Here is a 21,893-nt window from a genome sequence, read left to right on the forward strand (position 1 = left end):
TATATACTGATGAAAAAATACATCACATTCGCTATTGCGTTTATTTGTTTTATTGCAACACATGCACAAGAAGTTAAATTTGGAAAAGTCTCCAAAGCTGAATTAGAAGAAAAACAGCACCCAAAAGACCCTGAAGCAGCAGCAGCAATACTCTATGAAAAAACATATTTAACAACACGTTACATTCAAGGAGAAGGTTTTGTGTTGGAAACCAATGTGCACAAACGCATCAAAATATATAACAAAGACGGTTTTGAATACGCAACTCATTACATTCCATTATACAAAACAAACAATGGAGAACGTGAAGAGGTTTCTGGGTTGAAGGCGTATACCTACAATTTAGAAAATGGAAAAATAGAAGACGTAAAACTTCGTAAAGACGGAATTTTCAAAGAAAAACGCTCTGAAAATATAGAAGTTAAAAAATTGACAATGCCCAACATAAAAGAAGGTAGTGTTGTAGAATTTAGATACAAAATGACTTCTCCATACATGCAAAATGTCAATGAAATCAATTTTCAATACGACATTCCTGTAAACCACATTGAAGTTATATTTGAAGCACATGAATATTTTACCTATAAGAAGCATTACAAAGGATATTTCAGACTACAACCAAAAGAGACAAGTCGTAATGGGAAAATAAGATTATCATCCAAATCTAAAAGTTGGAGTGGACGTAAAACAAGTTTCAGTCAAAGCGAAATCGATTTTACATTCAATATGACAAAATTCGATCTTAAAAATATTCCTGCGCTAAAAGAAGAAAGCTTTGTAAGTAATATAGAAAACTACAGAAGTGCTGTAAAATTTGAATTATCACAAATACAAATGCCGAATAGTATTCCAAAATACCTAGCAAAATCATGGGATGATGTAGTAGAAACAATATACAGAAGCTCTGCATTTGGCGGACAATTGGAAAAAACTTCCTACTTTAAAGATGACATCAACGGATTGGTTGAAGGTGTTTCTGGTGACATGAAAAAAGCGGCGATGATTTACAACTATGTTCGCAACAAAGTAAAATGGAATGGAAACTATGGAAAATACACAGATCTAGGAGTACGTAAAGCATATAAAGAAAGTACAGGAAATGTTGCAGACATGAACCTAATGTTGACAGCAATGTTACGTCATGCGGGTATCAATGCAAATCCAGTCATCTTAAGTACGCGTAGACATGGAATCAAAATGTTTCCTACATTAAATGGTTTTAACTATGTAATTGCTGCAATTGAAGTAGAAGACGCGGTAATTCTGCTTGATGCTACAAACTATTATGGAGAACCAAATGTATTGCCATTACGCGCATTAAACTGGTCGGGAAGACTCATTCGTAAAGACGGAAGTTGGAGTCAAATTAGTCTAATGCCAAAACAAGCTGCGTTACGTGCAACAAGTGCTAGCGTAACTCTTGATGAAAATGGCAATCTTGAAGGAAAGCAACGTACGCAATTCACTTCGCACTATGCATTAAGTTTTAGAGAAGCCTATGCACAAGTGAATCAAGAAGATTATTTAGAAAAACTAGAAAACGCCATAGAAGACATTGAAATTGAAGAACACGATGTTAAAAATCTAAAAGAAATTGGGAAGCCTGTACTAGAATCGTATTCATTTGTAAAAGAATCGCAAGGAGAAGTAATAGGAGACAAGATGTATTTCTCACCACTATTCTTTCTAGCAACAACAGAAAATATCTTCAAAGCAGAAGAAAGAGTATATCCAGTAGATTTTGGATATCCTTGGAAGCGAAAAATAATGATGAACATCAAAATACCAGAAGGTTACGAAGTAGAATCATTGCCAACAGCAACTGCTGTAAAAATGCCGAACAACCTAGGTTCATATTCATTCAATATCTCCAAAACACCTATGGGAGTTAGTGTAGTAATGTCTAAAGAAATCAATTCTTCCGTAATTACTCCAGACAAATATGCAGGATTGCAAGAATTCTATAAAATGCTGATTGAAAAAGAAAAAGAAAAAGTAGTATTAAAGAAAAAATAATACGCTAAAAAACTATATTTTTACAAGTGACTTTACAACCTGTTTGTAAAGTCACTTTTTAGTTAAAACAAATTTAATCTAATGGATATAAAAGCAGCACAACTTCAGGTAGATACATGGATCAAAGAACATGGTGTTCGTTATTTTAATGAACTAACCAATATGGCGCAACTTACAGAAGAAGTTGGAGAAGTCGCTCGAATTATTGCTAGACGTTATGGAGAGCAAAGCGAAAAAGAAAGTGACAAAGACAAAGACTTAGGTGAAGAACTAGCAGATGTGGTTTTTGTGGTATTATGTTTGGCAAATCAAACAGGAATCAACTTGCAAGAAGCATTTGATAAAAAAATGGACAAAAAAACCAAACGAGATCACGATCGTCATCACAACAACGAAAAATTAAAATAAGTAACATACGTCATTCTGAACTTGATTCAGAATCACACATAAAACGTGTGAAATAATTAAGATTACAAACAAGCATCATGAACATAAGGCTTCAAAAATCAACGCTTCACAAGCAATCAAAAATTGCCATTACAGGTTCCAAAAGCGAATCCAATAGGTTATTACTATTGCAAGCTTTATATCCAAGCATTACCATCGCAAACATCTCCAATTCAGATGATGCAACGCTCATGCAAAAAGCATTAAAATCTACAGATTCAATAAAAGACATTCATCACGCTGGAACAGCAATGCGCTTTCTAACGGCTTATTACGCAACGCAAAATGGACAAGAAATTACATTAACAGGTTCGTCGCGTATGCAAGAAAGGCCAATTAAAATATTAGTTGACGGATTGCAACAATTAGGCGCAGATATTCAATACACAAACAACGAAGGATATCCGCCATTGCAAATAAAAGGTCAGAAATTGCAAGGAAATCAAGTAAATCTAGATGCGAATATTAGCAGTCAATATATTTCGGCTTTACTACTAATTGCACCGACATTGGAAAATGGTCTTACGCTTACGCTGAATGGAAAAATTACGTCAGTTCCATATATAAAGATGACACTTTCTTTATTAAATGATCTTGGTGTAAAAACGAATTTTGAAGGAAACACCATCACTGTTGATCGTTTTGAAGCAACACAAGAAGCAAAAGCGTTCACGGTTGAATCTGACTGGAGTTCGGCTTCGTACTTTTATAGTTTAATCGCGCTAAGCGGAATTGGAACAACTGTTCAACTCTCTGCGTACAAGCAAAACAGTCTACAAGGTGATTCTTGTTTGGCAGAAATTTACACAAAATTTGGTGTAGAAACTACATTTCAAGAAAACACTATTACGCTTACCAAAACGCGTGAAGCGACTCAGGAAATCATCAAACTAGACCTAAAAAACGCACCAGACATTGCGCAAACAATCGCAGTAACTGCTTTCGGACTACAATTGCCTTGCGAAATGATAGGTTTACATACGTTAAAAATCAAAGAAACAGATCGTTTAGTCGCACTTAAAACAGAGCTTGAAAAACTCGGCGCTTCTGTTGACATTACAGATGAATCATTATATCTACACATAGCAGATTCTATCAATAAAAATATTGTTATTGCAACTTACAAAGATCACCGAATGGCAATGGCTTTTGCGCCATTAGCATTACGTGCTCCAATAGAAATTGAAAAAGCCGATGTCGTGTCAAAATCCTTCCCTGATTTTTGGAAAGATTTGGCAAAGATTGGTATAGAAATGGAAGAAATCTAAAAAAACTCCCTAAATACTTGACAACGCCTATTTTGAGATTGTATATTTGCGGTTCTTAAAAAATAACTTAAAAGACTTATGGCAAAAAAGCTATCGCATTTTAATTTTGATCTTCCTGAAGATTTATTAGCTGAATACCCTTCTGAACATAGAGATGAAGCACGTTTGATGGTTCTTAATCGTGAAAAGCAAACGATTGAACACAAGAAATTCAAAGACTTAGTTGATTATTTTGACGAAGGTGATGTAATGGTGTTGAATAATACGAAAGTATTTCCTGCAAGATTATTTGGAAACAAAGAAAAAACAGGCGCAAGAATCGAAGTCTTTTTATTAAGAGAATTAAATGAAGACCAACGTCTTTGGGATGTATTAGTAGATCCTGCACGTAAAATAAGAATCGGAAACAAATTATACTTTGGAGAAGATGAGAGTTTAGTAGCTGAAGTTATTGATAATACAACTTCAAGAGGTCGTACATTACGTTTCTTATATGATGGTTCTTACGAAGAATTCAGAACAAAATTAGGAGAACTTGGACAAACGCCACTTCCAAAATACATCAAAAGAGATGTAGAGCCAGAAGATGAAGAGCGTTACCAAACAATATATGCAAAAGAAGAAGGAGCTGTAGCAGCGCCAACAGCAGGTTTACACTTCTCAAAACACTTACTAAAGCGTTTAGAAATTAAAGGAATCGACTTCTCTGAAATTACACTTCACGTAGGTTTAGGTACATTCAATCCTGTAGAAGTAGAAGATTTATCAAAGCATAAAATGGATTCTGAAGAATTAAAAATTCTTCCAAATGCTGTAGAAACAGTAAACAATGCGAAGAAAGAGAAAAGAAAAGTATGTGCAGTAGGAACAACTGTAATGCGTGCTTTAGAAAGTTCTGTTTCTTCAGAAAGAACACTAAACGAATACGAAGGTTGGACAAACAAATTCATCTTTCCTCCTTATGAATTCAGCATTGCTAACTGTATGATTACAAACTTTCATACGCCAAAATCAACATTATTAATGATGGTTTCAGCATTTGCAGGTCATGATTTTATCTTAAAAGCATACGACGAAGCGATCAAAGAAGGATACCAATTCTATTCGTATGGAGACGCAATGTTAATTCTTTAAATAGAAACAAAACATACATATATATTCAAAATCCTGTCTTTGGCAGGATTTTGTTTTTTTAATACTTATGAGTGATGTAAATTCATCTCGTAAACTTAAAATCTATGAAAGACATATTAATCGGAATTGCTATAGGAGATGCTTTTGGAGCTGGAGTTGAATTTCAAGACAGAGATTGGATACGAGAAAACGTAGATTTTACAAAATTTGTAAGCGCAAGAGATCAAATCAAAACGCGAGAAGATCAGAAAGAAGCGTTCACAAAAAATTACAAAGATTGGGATTATACAGACGATACCGAAATGACAATCGGAATGATGAAAGCGTTAATTTCTGAAGAAGAATTTACAGAAGAGCTATTAGTAAAAAGCTGGAAGGACGAATACAAAAAAGGAGAAGCCGAAAAAGGATTTGGTAGAAACGGTCATGGATCTATGAGTTGGTATTACTCAGGCGAAAAAACTATTGAAGAAATAAGAGATTTTCAAAGAAACAGAAGTAATCCAGGGAATGCGCCAGCAATGCGATCAGTGCCACTAGGTTTCATCTCTGAAAACTTGATCAATAAATATGCTTCTATCAATGCCAAGGCGACACATCCAAATATAAACGCAATCATATCCAGTCAGTGTATCGCAAGAGCAACAGAATATTTACTAAAGAAAAACGGTGACAAAAAATCGATCATATCTTATTGTAAAAGTAAAATCGATTTAAATGAAGAATACACAAATTATTTGAATCAAGTTGATCTTTTAGGTAATTACGATGACTTAAATACAGCCGATTTTGAAGTGCTATGCGGACAGCAGCCTATTCAAAGACCTTATTTCTTACCAGGCATAAAAGGAGTTCCTTCTGACTCAAAATATACAACTGGATGTGTATTATATGTCTTAAAAAATAGTGTAAACGCAATGGATGCTTTGCAAAAATCAATACACTTAGGAGGCGATGTAGATTCAGTTGCTTCAATTACTACAGGAATTATGGCAGGATTACATGGTTTAGACAGTCTTCCGAAATTTATGCTAGATGAGGTAGAAGGAACAAATTATCTGATCGAAATTGCAACTGCATTCGAAAAAGTGATTCTCAATAACTAATCTTATCTACAATTAACTATTTACACAAGATTATCAACCAAAAATACATGTAAACTTCTATTGGTTTTGTTTTTTGTTAAATTTAAATCTTTAGTTTGCAGTTGATTATCCTTTAAGGTGTTATGTGCATTCTGAAGAATATGAATCACAAATATCACATCATGAAAACAAGTATACTATGTGTTTTTGTTTGCTTATTAATTGTAAACAATGCTTTCTCTCAAAACGAAATAAAAAAAGTAACAGCAATAAAAGTCAAAGCAAATAGTACAGTTTCCTATCAAGGAAATTTATCTGATGGACAACAAATTTCAGACCTATCTTGGGCATCCAATAGTAGTGTTGCATGTTTTCCTGCAACTCAAAACCGAAAGTTTACAGGAAATCATGTTTTATATTCAACAACAATTCCGAAACAATCAGAGATGTTCATCAAAGTCATTCCAAAAAATAAAAATCAAAACTTTAGTTTGTACGCATATCAAGTTGGAATAAATAATGAGCAATTACCACCAAATTTAAATAGTTGTATTACCTGTGAAGCTGATTCTAAATGGGATCGAAATTGGCGAGGAAAAACACAAGACCACACACGAAAAGTTCGTCTAAATGCAATCAATCGTTCTTATAAAGTTGTAATTGGCGTTGTAGGAGCAGAAGGATTGAGTACTGGAGATTTTACATTAGAAATCAAACTGAATGGAGGAGAAGAAGTAATGATGTCTACACCAAAAATAGAAGTTGTCAATATCGAGACAAAAGGAGCTGTGACCACAACAAACGGAAACCTAAATACAGGTGATGTTATTAGCGATTTGTCATGGGCGGCTAATAGTAGTGTTGCGTGTTTTCCAGCAACTCAAAACCGAAAATTTTCAGGAAATCACGTTTTATATGCAACAACAATTCCGAAATATTCGGAAATGTTTATCAAAGTCATTCCGAAAAATAAAAAACAGAATTTTAGTCTGTACGCATATCAAGTTGGAATGAATAATGAGCAATTACCACCAAATCTAAATAGTTGTATTACCTGTGAAGCTGATTCTAAATGGGATCGTAAATGGCGAGGAAAAACACAAGATCATACACGAAAAGTTCGATTGAACGCTATCAATCGACCATATAAAATAATCATTGGAGTTGTGGGAGCAGAAGGTTTAACTAACGGCGATTTTGAACTTGAAATTGAAATAAAGCAACGATAATACAATGACTTTCCCGTTTTAAATGCTTCATTTCTAAATTGATATATTGATGCGCTAACTAAAGCATAAACTCATAAATTCTCCTTATTTTTGCGGCATGAAGCAAGCAGCAAAGAAGGATATACGTGCATTAAGCAAAGAACAATTGCGTGATTTTTTCGTATCAGAAGGCGACAAAGCTTTTCGTGGAAATCAAGTATACGAATGGTTGTGGCAAAAAGGTGCGCATGATTTTGAAGACATGACAAACATTTCCAAAGAAACACGTAAAATGTTGGAAGAAAACTTTGTCATCAATCATATTCGTGTGGACAAAATGCAACGTAGTAATGATGGGACTATTAAAAATGCTGTGCGCTTACATGATGGTTTAATTGTAGAATCTGTATTAATTCCAACAAGTACACGTACAACGGCTTGTGTGTCTAGTCAAGTTGGTTGTAGTTTAGATTGTAAATTTTGCGCTACGGCGCGATTAAAACGCATGCGAAACCTAAACCCAGATGAAATCTATGATCAAGTTGTAGCTATTGATCAACAAAGTAGATTATATCAAAACAGACCTTTATCAAACATTGTATTTATGGGAATGGGAGAACCATTAATGAACTATAACAATGTATTAAAAGCCATAGAAAAAATTACTTCGGAAGAAGGTTTAGGAATGTCGCCAAAACGAATTACGGTATCAACTTCGGGAGTTCCAAAAATGATTAAAAAAATGGCAGACGATGAAGTCAAATTCAAACTAGCTGTTTCATTACATTCAGCAATTGAAGAAGTGCGTACCTCTATTATGCCTTTCAATGAACATTTTCCACTTACTGACTTAAAAGAAGCATTAGCGTATTGGTATGATAAAACCAAAAACAAAATTACTTACGAATATGTAGTTTGGGATGGAATCAATGATCAGCAAAAAGATATCAATGCTTTGGTGAAATTTTGTAAAGACGTGCCAAGTAAAGTCAATCTTATAGAATACAATCCAATTGATGATGGACAATTTCAGCAAGCTAGCAGTAAAGCTATTGAGCGTTATGTAGATTCGCTAGAGCAAAATGGAATTACCGTAACAGTAAGACGCTCTAGAGGAAAAGACATTGACGCAGCTTGCGGACAATTGGCAAATAAAGAATAGTGTATACTATATCAACTTAGCTTGGTTCAACTTTTGTCAAATAGACAACCAATTCAAGAACCCTAACAAACCTGAAAACAACCAATAAAAAAGCCTTCAAAGTAAAAACTTTAAAGGCTTTATATATTTTAAATAAAAATCTTATTGTTTCACAACTTTATAAGAACTTACGTTGTCTCCTATTGTAACAACCATAATATAAGTTCCTGCTTTCAAAGAAGAAATATCTAACTGGTTTGTAGCAAGTATTTCATTATCGGTACGCAATACTTGCTGACCAAATAAATTAATAACTTCTAACTTAGTAATTGGTAATGTACTTTCAAACTGTATCAATCCAGTTGTTGGATTTGGATAAAATTTAAAATCGTTCGAATTTACTTCTCCAACTGATAATTCAGCTTGCGTTGTAAAACTCCAAATAGAAGAATTCACAGCATCTCCACCTGCATTTTTTGCAACAATTTGCCAATAATACAACGTCGAATATTCCATACCTGTAATATCTACAGTAGTATTTCCAGTATTTCCTAATAAATTTAAAGTCGTTGGTGAATCTCCTAAATACACATCATAACTTGTTGGAGCATCACCTGTAGCAGCTGCTTCCCATGCAAAAGTTACAGAATTATCTGGAGCTCCATCCATATTGTCGTCAGCAGCATCAATAATTACTTCAGTAGCTGTGTCGGAAGGAGTTGGAGTTATTACAGGTTCTGGAGCTGTTGCATTTTGATTTTCAAGATCAATATTATCTAAAAATAAAGCATCTCCATCATCTTGTGCCCAAACAAAAGCTATATATACAGTTTGACCTTCGTATGCAGACAAATCTACTTCATGTCTTGAAAATTGTAGAGCTGTACCATTTGTAACATCGGTTTCATTTTGTGTATCTACAATCACAAAATCGGCGTGTGTAGTTTGCGATGATCCTGTAGAAATTCTAACGGTTAACGTAGAACCATAATCGGTTGTAGCAGAGTCAGTCTGATCAAACACCAACAAAGAAGTAGTTGTTGTAATAGCAACCTGAGGCGAAACGAGCCAATCTTCAGCTAAAGTAGGTACATCTTCCCACAAAACTCTCATGTATCCGGCAGTCTGATGTGCCCAATCTTCGGTAGTACCTTCGCCATTTGTACCAATAAAAGTTGCCCATGTACCGGGTAGCGCGGTGTCAAATGTTTCTGGAAGTTGTGCGTGTGCTTCTAGATAAAAGAATACACTTAATAATAACAAAGTAATTTTTCTCATAATCAAGGTTTTATGTTTTAGTATACTTAAAGTTATAAAAAAAAATAAAACTCAAGCATGTTGCCTCCATTTTTAACCTAAATCCTGATGTTTTTATAAATAATTTAAGAAATAAGCCTAAAATTTTCTGTTTTTTTAAAATAAGACGTGTTTATGAGTATTAAATCATATTCAGCACAACGAAAATAAAACGATGAATTACACTTTATAACTGCTCGAATCTTGTTAAAAACTATAATATCATAGAATTAGTTAATATCTTTGCAGCCGAATGAAAGTAGTTGCACAGATAAAACAACCAATTCTAACAGAAATGGAACTCTTTGAAAAGAAGTTTTCCAGCTCTATGACTTCTAAAGTTGCACTACTCAATCGTATCACACATTACATAGTAAACCGTAAAGGAAAACAAATGCGTCCTATGTTCGTATTTCTAGTTTCCAAAATGGTTTCTGAAGGATTGGTAAATGATCGAACTTACAGAGGTGCTTCTGTAATTGAATTGATTCATACGGCAACTTTAGTACATGATGATGTAGTTGATGATTCCAATCGAAGAAGAGGTTTTTTCTCCATTAATGCCTTATGGAAGAATAAAATCGCGGTATTAGTTGGTGATTATTTACTTTCTAAAGGATTATTGCTTTCTATTGATAATGGTGATTTTGATCTGTTAAAAATTATTTCTGTCGCTGTGCGCGAAATGAGTGAGGGCGAATTGTTGCAGATTGAAAAAGCACGTAAGCTAGACATTACGGAAGATATCTATTACGAAATCATTCGACAAAAAACAGCAACATTGATCGCAGCTTGTTGTGCTATGGGCGCAAAATCTGTAAATGCTTCAGATGAAGAAGTGGAGAATCTGCGATTATTTGGTGAATATATTGGAATGGCATTTCAAATAAAAGACGACTTATTTGACTACGGAGATACACAAATTGGAAAGCCAACAGGAATCGATATCAAAGAACAAAAAATGACACTTCCATTGATTTATGCATTGAATCATTGTACCAAACAAGAGAAAAAATGGGCAATTAATTCGATCAAAAATCACAACAAAGACAAAAAAAGAGTCAAAGAAGTCATTGCTTTCGTAAAAAAAACTGGCGGATTGGAATATGCGATTACACAAATGAAATCGTACCAAGAAAAAGCGCTAAAGCTGCTAGAAGCTTATCCTCAATCAACATATAAAGATTCATTAGAATTAATGGTGAACTACGTAATTGAAAGAAAAAAATAATTTTTTTTCATACGCAGACAACCATTTGCATAAAAATTGCGTCTATGTAAATAGAAAGCAACCTGTATAATGAAAGTTATTCAATTACATCTGCAAGAAACACAACTCATAAAACGAGCAAAGCGCAATGACAGAAAAGCGCAGCAAACGTTATATGCACAACATGCGCCAAAAATGCTAAGTGTTTGTAGATACTATATTTCAAATATTCATGATGCAGAAGAAACCATGCTTTCTGGTTTTTTTAAAGTATTTACACAATTAAAAACCTATAAAAACAAAGGAAGTTTTGAAGGTTGGATACGAAGAATTATGATTCGAGAATCAATTTCTTTTCTTCGAAAAAAAAATCCGCTAATTGCTGTAGAAGAAATTGAAAGCTATACCGAAATTACGGAATGTGAAATGGACGTAAACGCTGGTGTAGAAGAAATTCAAAAAGTAATTGATGCATTACCGCAAGGATATAAAATTGTATTCAATCTCTATGAAATAGAAGGATACAAGCATCAAGAAATTGCTGAAATGCTAAATATTTCTGTAAGTACTTCAAAAACGCAACTATTCAAAGCGAAAAAAACGCTTCAAACGCAACTACGATCAAAAAAAAACAGAGCTAATGAAATCGCATGACATCAAAGATATATTAGAAGAACGTAGGATAGAAGTATCTGAAAATTCTTGGGAAAAGCTCGCAAGTCAATTAGACGCAAACGATAAAAAGAAAAAGAAGAGACGTTTCTATTTTCCATATGCAGCTTGCTTGGCACTTGTTTTCAGCTTAGTAGCGTTTATGCTTATTAAAAATGATGAAAATACAGATGCAGAAACTGTCGTAGACTCAGAAAAAATAATAAAAACGAAAAAAGATACAACACTTCCAATTATTCAAAAAGAAAAACTAAATGATGAGTTGTTTAAAGAGGCAATTGTAAATACAGAAGAGATAAAAGTTTTACCGAAAAATGAGACTTCGATAACTAAAGAAAAAGAAAAAGTTAATAAAGAAAGAGTATCTGTACAGCAAAAAAATAAACTAGAAGTCGAATTGCAAAAAGAAGTTAAAAATGCAATTGTTGTTGCTAGTATTAACACGTCATCTAAAGTGAAAACAACAGAGAAGCCTGACGGAAATGAAATTAAGTTAAATGAAGAACTAAAAGCTTCTATTGCAGCATTATCTGCGGCAGAAAATATAAAAATAACAAATGAAGAAATTGATCAATTGTTAAAAGAAGCGCAGCAATCATTATCTGAATTAGACACTCCAAAAGAAGAAACAGACATTTTACGATTCGCAACTGCAGACGAATTGTTAAATGAAGTTGAATACGAATTAGACCGATCATTCAAACAAAAAGTGTTTGAGCTGATAAAACACAACGTTCAAAGAAGTAGAGCAGTCGTTGTAGATGACTAATAAAATCTGCAACTAGCAAAAAATCATCATCATTAACATCATAAAAAAACGAACATGAAAACAAGTACTTTGTATTTATGCTTAGTATTCCTATGCATAACTTTCAGCGCAAATGCGCAACAGAAAGACGGAAAAATTACCAAACGACAAGATTCTACAGCGATTAAAAAGGAGCAGGATAAAGAATATCTTGAAAAACGATTACTAATTATAACAGCTCAGGAAAAAGCAGTGTTGAGAATTGAAGTAAGTAAAATCAATGAAAAGCTAGAAAAAGGTGAAATTACTAAAGAAGAAGCAGAGAGAGAAAAGAAAAGAGCAGCTATACTAGCAGCAGCTAATATTGAATACCGCATGGCAAAAACCAAACGCGAGATGTTAACCGATTATTATATTCAAGAAGGCGGAAGCTTTATTCGCTTTGGAGAAATTTTTGATACGCGAAAAATTAAAAAAAGACCTTTAAAATATGATAAACGAACATATTCAGATATCGTGTTCGCATTAGGGTTAAATAACGCAATTCAAGACGGAAAATCACTCAATGATTCCGATTATAAAGTAGGAGGCTCACGATTTTTTGAATTAGGAATTACTTGGAGAACACGTGTGTTTAAAAATCACAACTTTGTACGCTTCAAGTACGGACTATCATTACAGTACAATAATCTAAAGCCAACAGGAAATCGTACGTTTGTAGACAACGGAGATGTTACAAGTTTGGAGGAGTTTCCAAATGACTTACGTCGTTCAAAAATACGAATGACAAACTTAGTAGTGCCTATTTACTTTGAATTTGGTCCATCAAACAAAAAGCAAACAGATTATTATGTTCGCTATAATACAAGAGAAAAATTTAAAATCGGTATTGGTGGATATGCAGGATTCAATTTGGCAGTAAAGCAAAAATTGCGCTACAAAGAAAATGGTGATCGTGTTGATCAAGAAATTAGAAGAAATTACAACACCAATAATTTTATATATGGTATTGCAGGGTACATTGGTTGGGATGATTTAAGTCTATACTGTAAGTATGATTTATCGCCAATCTTTAAAAGTCCCAATGCAAAACAGCGTAATATTTCGCTAGGTGTTCGCTTAGATGTATTCTAAATGAACGCAAAGCGTCACTTCGAGTGATTTTTTAAAGAAAAATTGTATCGAGAAGTACTATGAAAAAAATAGTTTCTATGTAGATCTCGATATAGCAAATCACAGATTCGCTTCTCGATTAGACGTTTTGAGATTTTCAATATAAATTTTCATAATTCACTCGAAACAATAACTCACGACTTTCATCAATAAGTTGTGCAGACAATTAATGTCAAAAAATAATGAAAACACTAAGCTTACTTATTACGATTCTTGTGACGCTTTGCGCGAATGGACAAACGTTGCAACAAGAAATTAATAACATAAAAACAAACCTAGATGTATCTACTACGCAAAAATTAAATACATCTTTGAATGCGCTTGTCTCTCAAATTGGAGACAAGCGTATTATTGCATTGGGAGAAGATACACACGGAACTCAAGAATTCTATGAACTTCGTGCTGCAATCACCAAAAAACTCATTGAAGAAAAAGGTTTCAATATGGTTGTGCTGGAAAATCCATATGAAGACTTAGAAGAACTTTCACAAAACTTACAAACTCAATCTGTAGATTCATTAATGAAAAAACATCTCTTTTCTATCTATCAAACAGAAAAAATGAAGGAGTTTTTAGTTTGGTTAAAACGTTACAATCAAACGCATACGCCAATACCATTTAAAGGGTGCGATGATTCCTATCGTGAAATCTTACCAAAATTACTTTCCGAGGAATTGGGAAAAGATCAAACACCTGAAATCAAAGAAATCTTAATGCAATTCAAATTGCGCGTAACGATGGAGTCGAATGAATTCTATGAAAAATTCCCTGATCAAAAACCAGCAAAGGTTGACAATTACGGATACAACAGAGAAGTATATCGATTGGTATTGCGTCTAGAAAAAGAAATTCGCAAAGAAAAAAATGTTTCAAAACGCTTAGAAGAATTGCTCTTACATGCCAAAAACTCATATATCAACTATGAAATGATATATTCAGGGAAAATCATCACCAGAGATATTGTCATGGCAGAACGTGTGGCACATGTTGCAAAAGATCCGAATGCAAAAATTATTGTTTGGGCACACAATGCACATATTTCTAAAGAAGTAATCATTGACAATGAAATTGGTTTAATGGGAAGAAATCTCAAAAAAGAATTTCCAGACGATTATGTTGCTGTCGGAATGAGTAGTTTTAGCGGAAGTTATTCATACATTAAAAAACGCTTAATTAACGACGATCATAATTACGGCGATCAATTATATCAAGCAAACTATCCAACACCACCAACAAACACCTTTGAAGAAAAACTAGCGCAAAACAAATCGGAAGCATATTACTTTCCTGTAAATCAGAAAATAAAAGATATCTGCGCTAAGCAAACCAAACAAAAAGTAAAATTATTTGGTTATGCTGAAAATACGGAAAAAGACTATTACGAAGTCAATCCTGCTACGATGTACGACTTTATATTTTTCATAAAAAAAACGAATGCTACAAAACCGTTGTTTTCTTACGAACCAAAAAAATAACCCAGTTCGAATTCTAGAAATTAGCATGAAAAAGAGATACGAATCAAAGTATCTCTTTTTTTGTTTAAAATTAATGGAAACTTAGTATTTTTGAAGTTCATTCCTAAAAATCCCGAAACCTTTGATCTCAAAATCAACCATAGATGCTGTATTTGACATTTCTCGCGTAGAAGAAGTGATTGGCGATTTTGTACAACTCAAAAAATCGGGAAGTAATTTCAAAGGACTGAGTCCATTCTCAGACGAGCGTACACCTTCATTTATGGTATCGCCTGTAAAACAAATTTGGAAAGATTTTAGTTCAGGGAAAGGTGGAAATGTAGTGGCTTTTTTAATGGAGCATGAGCATTTTACGTATCCAGAAGCAATCAAATACCTAGCAAACAAATACGGAATTGAAATTGAAGAAACCGAACGTACTGATGAAGAAAAAGCACTAGCAAATGAAAAAGAAAGTATGTATTTGGTGTCTGAATATGCTAAAAAATATCATCAAAACACACTTTGGGATTCGCAACAAGGAAAAGCAATTGGACTTACCTATTTTAAAGAAAGAGGGTTTTCTTCAGAAACGATTAAGAAATTTGGTTTAGGATATGCGCTAGACGAATGGAGTGCGTTTACAGATGAAGCGCTAAAAGAAGGATACAATCTTACTTATTTAGAAAAAACGGGTTTAACAATTGTCAAAGGCGAAAAGCGTTTCGATCGTTTCAAAGGCAGAGTCATGTTTCCTATTCACAGTATGAGTGGACGCGTACTTGGTTTTGGAGGACGTATCTTGACAAATGATAAAAAAGCAGCAAAATATCTCAATTCGCCAGAAAGTGATATCTACCATAAAAGTAAAGTGCTTTATGGTTTATATTACGCAAAACAAGCTATTGCTAAGGAAGATAATTGTTATTTAGTTGAAGGGTACACGGATGTAATTCAGATGCATCAAGCGGGAATTCATAATGTAGTTTCTTCTTCTGGAACTGCTTTGACAGCGGAACAAATCCGTTTAATAAATCGCTTAACAAAAAACATTACCATTCTCTACGATGGAGATGCTGCAGGAATTCGTGCGTCGCTTCGTGGAGTAGATTTGATCTTAGAGCAAGGAATGAATGTACGTGTTTGTACATTTCCTGATGGAGATGATCCGGATAGTTTTACCAAAAACAATGCATTGGAAGATGTGTTGGCATACTTTGAAAACAATGTAAAAGATTTCATTAGTTACAAAGCTTCTTTACTGATGGAAGTTGCTAAAAACGATCCCATCAAAAAAGCAGAAGTCATCAATGATATGATGTCGAGTATCTCCAAAGTCTCTGATCGTATCAAACAAGAATTATATTTGCGTGAAACATCTCGTATCATGGATATTTCGGAAGAAGTATTATTTGCTACGTTGGCACAATTGCAAAACAAAGAGGTAAAAGATGCGAACAAAAAAGTAAAGCAAGAGAAAAAAGCATTTGAAGTCATCAAGCCAAAAGAAAAGGCTGAGAGTGTTGATGTACAATATGTATTAGAACGAAAACTCATTGAAATCCTTTTGCTCTATGGGAACATGGAGGTAATGTTTGAAGATTTAATTCAGAAAGAGGATGAAGATGGTGAGTTGAAAATTGAAAAAGAACTATTTGAAGCTAAAGTTTATGAAAAGCTTTTTCTTGATTTACAACAAGACGAAATTGATTTGGCTAATGAAAAGTTTCAAATAATATATTACAAGGCAATTGAAAAGCTTAATGAAACTGGTGACCTACAGATAGATATATTTATGAATGGGTTAGAAGAAGAGGTTGCAAATGAAGTTGCGGATATTTTGATGCACGAAGATCGCTATCAAATACATAATTGGGAGTCGCAAAATATAGTTGTAAAACCCAAGGAAGAGTCAATTGATAAATTAACGACTGATACTGTATTGAATTTAAGGCGTAAGTTAATCTATGAAAAAATACAAAGACTGATGCATAAAACGATTGATGTAGAATTCAATGAGAGTATATTGGAAGAAATAAATGAGTATAATCGCTTGAAAAATATTCTTTCTCAATATCTTATGAGAGTTATTTAAAAACGATTCTAGCTCATGAAGTGTGTAAGTTTTAAAAACTCAGTCTTTCCGCAGATACCCAAATGGAAGAGTTGCAAAGTGCGTTGGAAGAAATCAAAGATTATATCTTCTTAAAAAAAATCACTTTCTGAGTAGTTGAAAAGAGTTATGTAACCAGAAGCAATCACACATGAGAAAAATAATTACTTGTATAATTTTGTTGCAATCACTGTTGCTATGTTCGCAAAGTCAGGAAGGGATCGATGCAGACTATGAACTTCAAGGATATTTTAAAAACTATCAAGAATTTGACCTTGATTTTTTAGAAAAGAAAAAATTTAAATACATTCGGACTATCAATCCCACGAGAGGCGGTTTTGAATTTGAAAGAATGCTAGATAACAATCTAAAACAATCAATCTATACGATTATTGTCGATCATCCTCTAGGAAGATATTCAAGATATAAAGAATATAAAGTACATGTATTTTCAAAACAAGACGCCATCATTTGTTTAATTAGTTATGAAGCAGGCACTGGAAATATAAATTCGTATTTTGATTACGAAAAACTATCCACACATATTGAGCTACACAATAAATTATACGAAACTAACTTTAGAATTTCAGATTTTGTAGATCAATTAAAAGAAAGGAAAACCTATGGATTTTCTTGTGGTTATTCGCCTGTGGCGAATGAAGCATTGCAACATGGCGGTATCTATTTGGATAATATCAGAAATGCAACATACTTTAGAAAATGGTTGAAATCGTTCAATCCTGAATTACAAGCTTTTGGAATACATGCATTAGAACGTTTAGAAGAAAAAGAAAAACTACCACTTTCACCATTAGAAGAGAAACTCATCAAACACATAAAAACACGAAACTCTACAATACTTATTTGTGGCGGTTGTGTAAGCTTCCCTGGAAAACTTTATGATTAAAAAATGATGATAAATATAAATTCTAAAAAGAACTTATAAATATCATCATGAAAATCTTTCTAACTGTAGTTAAAGAATTAATTCTTTAAAATGCAATTACAGTAATTCCAATGCTTTTGCTTGTTGTAATAGATCAACTAAGTTGTCTACATTCAACTTACGCATTAGGCGAGCTTTGTATGTGCTCACAGTTTTTTCGTTTAGGTTTAATTCTTCTGCGACATGCTTGTTACGTTTACCAGAAGCTAAAAGTTTTAATACTTCAACTTCTCTAGTTGATAAACGTCTAAAGAATCTACGGGGTTTGTTTGTGCTTTCATCAAATGCAAGACGTTGTGCTAATTCGTTGCTGATATAGATGCCTCCATTGGCAACTTTCACAATCGCGTCTTTAATAACATTTGTAGCTACAGATTTTGATAAGTAACCAGAGGCTCCAGCTCTCAATGTGCTTACAGCGTAAACATCTTCTGAATGAGAACTAAACATAATCACTTTCACGTCAGGGAAGTCTTTCTTAAGTCTTCTCAAAGCAGTAATTCCATTGACTTCAGGGATGTCCATCTCAAGTAAAACAACATCTACACGCTCTTGACTGATAAAATCAAAAAGCTCAGAAGTTGTAGCAGCTTTACCTACTACATCAATCTCTGTAGAGTTCTTAAACAAGGATTTGATTCCTTTTCGAACAATGGGATGATTGTCTGCAATTAATACTTTAACCATAATTTAGTTTTTAAAGTTATTATTAAATCAGACCATCACATAAAGAAAGGTTCGTTATGTCATGCTAACATAAAAACGAATCAATTTTTATTTCAGGTTTAGGGGGTCTGTAGCAACAAATTTAAACAAATTTTTATAAAAACTATTAAAAAAGGTGATTTTTTATGTAAGATTTTGCGGTATTATGCAGACTGGAATTGGAATCATTTTATGTCGGTTAGACGTATTGAATCTTTTGTAGATTTTGAACACTTCTTGCTGTCTTCCTGTAAAATCTTCAGCGGTTTTTCCTTGGTCTGTCATGCGCATAGCCCACTCAAGTTCATCGTAGTTAGCTCCAATTTGATCTTCGTCGCTTCGAGCATCTCCAAACAAACCATCAGACGGTTTTGCTTCCATAATTGATGTAGGAACATTTAAGTTTTTTCCTAATAGATAAACTTCACTTTTCATCAAATCAGCGATCGGACTCAAGTCAACTCCGCCGTCTCCATATTTAGTGTAAAAACCAACTCCAAAATCTTCTACTTTATTTCCTGTTCCAGCAACCAATCTGCCTAACAAGCCTGCGTAGTAATATAAAGTAGTCATTCGTAAACGAGCTCTAGTATTTGCCAAAGCCATATCAACAGTTGCTTGTTCGCCTTCTAAAGAGACTTCTGTTTTAAATTCTTCAAAAACGGGAGTTAAATCTGCACGAACATCACTTACATTATCAAAACGTTTTTTTAATTGTTTAATGTGTTCTTGTGCACGTGTTACATGGCTTTTAGCTTGATGAATAGGCATTTCAATACAAAGTGTTGGTAAGCCAGTTTTTGCACATAGAGTAGAAGTAACTGCGGAGTCAATTCCTCCAGAAACACCTACAACAAATCCATTCACTTTAGCATTGGTTGCATAGTCTTTCAACCAAGTTACAATATGCTCAATTACCTTATCAGTTTTCATCTATTTTCGATTTTTTTACAAGATAAAAAAAGTAAATTTGCAGACAAATATAGATGCAGAATAAAATTTATAAATGCAGTTTGCGTTATAGGTTGAACAATTTGAAAATAATATGAAAAAAATAATATACTTGTCTTTATTGGTCATTATCGCTTGTGCTGATGAAAATACGCTCGAAAAAGAAATTGCTGCTATACCAGTAGATGTGGATTTAGTGCGATTTGAGCAAGTATTTTTAGATGCTAAACCTTCAGATTTGCCTAAACTTAAAAAAGCATATCCATTATTTTTTCCAAATTCAGTTCCCGATTCTACTTGGATATATACAATGAACGATCCTTTACAAAAAGAATTAAAAACTGAAATTGATGCAGTCTTTACAGATTTTACGCCAGTATATAAAGACATAAAATCTGTATTGCAACATATTGAGTTTTACTTTCCTGCGTACGATCCGCCAAAAATAGTAACTGTCACTACAGAAGATTATCGTAAAAAAGTAATTCTATACGAAGATATGTTTCTAATTGCTCTAAATACATATTTAGGCGCAGATCATAAATATTATGATGGAATTCAAAAATACATTTCACAAGGTTTTGAAAAAGAAATGATTCCTGTAGATATCGCAAATGAATTTGCATATACACAATTGCGACCTTCAAGAAGTCGTGACTTTTTAAGTAAAATGATATATCAAGGAAAAATAGAATACATAAAATCTCTTTTAGTGCCAAAAGCTGGTGTTGCGTTACAGTTTGGATATACGGATCAACAAGCAAATTGGGCAACTGAAAATGAAGCACAAATTTGGACATATTTTATAGAAAAAGAACTTCTGTATAGTACAGATAGTAAACTAGATAATCGCTTTTTGAATCTAGCACCTTTTTCTAAATTTTATCTTGAATTAGATAGTCAATCTCCTGGAGGAATTGGTCGTTACATTGGCTATCGAATAGTAAAGGCATATATGAAAAATAATGACGTATCTTTGCAAAATATGTTGGTAAAACCTCCTAAAGAAATTTTTAATAATTCAAAGTACAAACCAAAGAAATAATGGCGAATAAACTCAAGTCTGAGATAAAAATAGCAGTAACTGTAGATGAAAATAATGTTCCTGAAGCAATCAATTGGACAGCAAAAGATGGTGGTGTAGAAAATGAACCTTCAAAAGCAGTGATGTTGTCAGTTTGGGACCATAAAGCACAAGAAAGTTTACGTATCGATTTATGGACAAAAGATATGCCTGTCGATGAAATGAAAGTATTTTACCATCAAACATTAGTTTCTATGGCACGTACATTTCAACGTGCAACAAATGATGAAAAAATGTCTGCTACAATGCTAGATTTTTGTGATTATTTTGCAGAAAAACTAGAAATTGTAAAAAAATAAATTACAGTGTAAAAGAAAACGTTCAGTTGAGTAAAGCTTAGGATTTAATCTTTCTCTAAAATCTCAATGCGTGTTCTAATAGTTCCTGTTTCTTCAAGTCTGATAATTCTCAGTAAAATTTTAATAAGAAAACCAGGATCAATAACAATTTCAGCCTTTTTGGCTACTTTTAAATCTCTAGCGGTAATTAATTGTGGCCAATCAGTTTCTGGAGCATCCGCTAATGAAACAGCATATTTCCATGCGCCATCACGGGCGAGTTTCATGCTAAAATCAATTAAAATAGTGTCAAATTTTTCTGTGACTTTAATGATCTTGACAAGCGTTTTCCAGATGAGTGATAATTCTTTTTCAACATCGTGAACCAACTCGCTTAAAATAACATTAATCTTATCAAAATCACCTTTTAAAAGCTGAATATCTTTTCCTTTCATTACTTCGGCCGCAGCAATTCCTAAATCAAGATTAATGTGTGCGTTCATTCCTAACAATAAATGTTGGAGTACGATCAACCAATATGTATCAGCTTCTTCAAAAGCAATTTGCCAAGATGCTGTAGGTTTTGTTCCGTTTTTAAATTCAGTATAGGCTTGTAAGTAACGATTTGCGAAAATAACATCCAATTTCTCCATGCGTGGATTATCATCAAAAAAATCATTCTCAATCCCTTCTTTTACTTTACAGGTAACTTTTTGATACAAAGCAGCAAAATAACCCATTGTGCTAGGAATTTCTTTGTTTTCTTCTATGATTTGATCTAAAAATGAAATGACTTCATCAATATTGGTAGCTTGCATGATATATGTTTTGATCTCTTAAAAGTATAAAAAATGATTCAGCTTGAAAAGGAACTGTAATTTATACGACTCATTCTTTATATAGGTTTATTAGTTGTTAGATTTTGAGGATTTTTGAAAGAAGCAATTTTGTAATCTATAATTTC

General features: G+C 33.3%; 20 protein-coding genes. 16 read left to right on the forward strand and 4 right to left on the reverse strand.

Features of this window, described 5'->3' with window-relative positions; all coding sequences use genetic code 11:
* The first annotated feature begins 9 nt into the window (after positions 1 to 9).
* The 7 genes from ACOQOS_RS18900 to rlmN all read left to right on the forward strand — a co-directional run bounded on the left by ACOQOS_RS18900 (position 10) and on the right by rlmN (position 8,320).
* The gene (locus ACOQOS_RS18900) at positions 10 to 2,016 is read left to right on the forward strand and encodes a DUF3857 domain-containing protein (RefSeq protein ID WP_420572035.1); all 2,007 of its coding nucleotides are present in this window, start codon (positions 10 to 12) and stop codon (positions 2,014 to 2,016) included.
* A gap of 81 nt (positions 2,017 to 2,097) precedes the next feature.
* A complete protein-coding gene (locus ACOQOS_RS18905; RefSeq protein ID WP_420572036.1) occupies positions 2,098 to 2,424 on the forward strand; it encodes a nucleotide pyrophosphohydrolase in 327 nt (108 codons plus the stop codon).
* Positions 2,425 to 2,501: 77 nt separating this feature from the next.
* The gene (locus ACOQOS_RS18910) at positions 2,502 to 3,731 is read left to right on the forward strand and encodes a 3-phosphoshikimate 1-carboxyvinyltransferase (protein ID WP_420572037.1); all 1,230 of its coding nucleotides are present in this window, start codon (positions 2,502 to 2,504) and stop codon (positions 3,729 to 3,731) included.
* 78 nt (positions 3,732 to 3,809) lie between these two features.
* On the forward strand, positions 3,810 to 4,865 hold the full coding sequence (queA, locus tag ACOQOS_RS18915; RefSeq protein WP_420572038.1) for a tRNA preQ1(34) S-adenosylmethionine ribosyltransferase-isomerase QueA: 1,056 nt from the start codon (positions 3,810 to 3,812) through the stop codon (positions 4,863 to 4,865).
* Between the two features lie 104 nt (positions 4,866 to 4,969).
* Entirely contained in the window at positions 4,970 to 5,971 is a 1,002-nt protein-coding gene (locus tag ACOQOS_RS18920; RefSeq protein WP_420572039.1) for an ADP-ribosylglycohydrolase family protein, read from the forward strand.
* Positions 5,972 to 6,132: 161 nt separating this feature from the next.
* Positions 6,133 to 7,179 carry a hypothetical protein gene (locus ACOQOS_RS18925; RefSeq protein WP_420572040.1) on the forward strand — a complete coding sequence of 349 codons (1,047 nt, stop codon included), beginning with the start codon at positions 6,133 to 6,135 and terminating at the stop codon, positions 7,177 to 7,179.
* 97 nt (positions 7,180 to 7,276) lie between these two features.
* Entirely contained in the window at positions 7,277 to 8,320 is a 1,044-nt protein-coding gene (rlmN, locus tag ACOQOS_RS18930) for a 23S rRNA (adenine(2503)-C(2))-methyltransferase RlmN (RefSeq protein WP_420572041.1), read from the forward strand.
* A gap of 141 nt (positions 8,321 to 8,461) precedes the next feature.
* Here rlmN and ACOQOS_RS18935 read toward each other — a convergent pair whose 3' ends face one another.
* Positions 8,462 to 9,577, reverse strand: coding sequence for a choice-of-anchor J domain-containing protein (locus tag ACOQOS_RS18935; protein WP_420572042.1), 1,116 nt, complete (start codon positions 9,575 to 9,577; stop codon positions 8,462 to 8,464).
* A gap of 271 nt (positions 9,578 to 9,848) precedes the next feature.
* Between ACOQOS_RS18935 and ACOQOS_RS18940 the strand changes: the two genes are divergently transcribed.
* The 7 genes from ACOQOS_RS18940 (at position 9,849) to ACOQOS_RS18970 (ending at position 17,872) form a co-directional block, all read left to right on the forward strand.
* Positions 9,849 to 10,826 (forward strand): polyprenyl synthetase family protein, encoded by a 978-nt coding sequence (locus tag ACOQOS_RS18940; RefSeq protein ID WP_420572043.1) that lies wholly within the window; start codon positions 9,849 to 9,851, stop codon positions 10,824 to 10,826.
* A 69-nt stretch (positions 10,827 to 10,895) separates the two neighbouring features.
* Entirely contained in the window at positions 10,896 to 11,459 is a 564-nt protein-coding gene (locus ACOQOS_RS18945) for an RNA polymerase sigma factor (protein ID WP_420572044.1), read from the forward strand.
* The gene (locus ACOQOS_RS18950; RefSeq protein ID WP_420572045.1) at positions 11,446 to 12,246 is read left to right on the forward strand and encodes a hypothetical protein; all 801 of its coding nucleotides are present in this window, start codon (positions 11,446 to 11,448) and stop codon (positions 12,244 to 12,246) included. Before ACOQOS_RS18945 ends, ACOQOS_RS18950 begins: the two co-directional genes overlap by 14 nt.
* A gap of 54 nt (positions 12,247 to 12,300) precedes the next feature.
* The gene (locus ACOQOS_RS18955) at positions 12,301 to 13,359 is read left to right on the forward strand and encodes a hypothetical protein (protein ID WP_420572046.1); all 1,059 of its coding nucleotides are present in this window, start codon (positions 12,301 to 12,303) and stop codon (positions 13,357 to 13,359) included.
* A gap of 221 nt (positions 13,360 to 13,580) precedes the next feature.
* Positions 13,581 to 14,873 (forward strand): erythromycin esterase family protein, encoded by a 1,293-nt coding sequence (locus ACOQOS_RS18960; protein WP_420572047.1) that lies wholly within the window; start codon positions 13,581 to 13,583, stop codon positions 14,871 to 14,873.
* A gap of 121 nt (positions 14,874 to 14,994) precedes the next feature.
* Positions 14,995 to 16,947: a DNA primase gene (gene dnaG / locus ACOQOS_RS18965; RefSeq protein WP_420572048.1), complete on the forward strand. Its 1,953-nt coding sequence runs from the start codon at positions 14,995 to 14,997 to the stop codon at positions 16,945 to 16,947.
* A 169-nt stretch (positions 16,948 to 17,116) separates the two neighbouring features.
* Positions 17,117 to 17,872, forward strand: a complete 756-nt coding sequence (locus tag ACOQOS_RS18970; protein WP_420572049.1) for a hypothetical protein — start codon at positions 17,117 to 17,119, stop codon at positions 17,870 to 17,872.
* A 96-nt stretch (positions 17,873 to 17,968) separates the two neighbouring features.
* Here the strand turns inward: ACOQOS_RS18970 and ACOQOS_RS18975 are convergent, their stop codons facing one another.
* Positions 17,969 to 18,598 carry a response regulator gene (locus ACOQOS_RS18975; protein WP_420572050.1) on the reverse strand — a complete coding sequence of 210 codons (630 nt, stop codon included), beginning with the start codon at positions 18,596 to 18,598 and terminating at the stop codon, positions 17,969 to 17,971.
* Between the two features lie 162 nt (positions 18,599 to 18,760).
* Positions 18,761 to 19,549: an NAD(+) synthase gene (gene nadE, locus ACOQOS_RS18980; protein WP_420572051.1), complete on the reverse strand. Its 789-nt coding sequence runs from the start codon at positions 19,547 to 19,549 to the stop codon at positions 18,761 to 18,763.
* Positions 19,550 to 19,661: 112 nt separating this feature from the next.
* On the opposite strand from nadE, the gene gldB reads away from it, so the two are divergent.
* A complete protein-coding gene (gene gldB, locus ACOQOS_RS18985; protein WP_420572052.1) occupies positions 19,662 to 20,612 on the forward strand; it encodes a gliding motility lipoprotein GldB in 951 nt (316 codons plus the stop codon).
* Positions 20,612 to 20,950, forward strand: coding sequence for a gliding motility protein GldC (gldC, locus tag ACOQOS_RS18990; RefSeq protein ID WP_420572053.1), 339 nt, complete (start codon positions 20,612 to 20,614; stop codon positions 20,948 to 20,950). Before gldB ends, gldC begins: the two co-directional genes overlap by 1 nt.
* 44 nt (positions 20,951 to 20,994) lie before the next feature.
* Here the strand turns inward: gldC and ACOQOS_RS18995 are convergent, their stop codons facing one another.
* A complete protein-coding gene (locus tag ACOQOS_RS18995; protein WP_420572054.1) occupies positions 20,995 to 21,747 on the reverse strand; it encodes a DUF5995 family protein in 753 nt (250 codons plus the stop codon).
* Between the last annotated feature and the right edge of the window lie 146 nt (positions 21,748 to 21,893).

This window comes from Kordia sp., from assembly GCF_965224175.1.
In the GTDB taxonomy this organism is placed as follows: domain Bacteria; phylum Bacteroidota; class Bacteroidia; order Flavobacteriales; family Flavobacteriaceae; genus Kordia.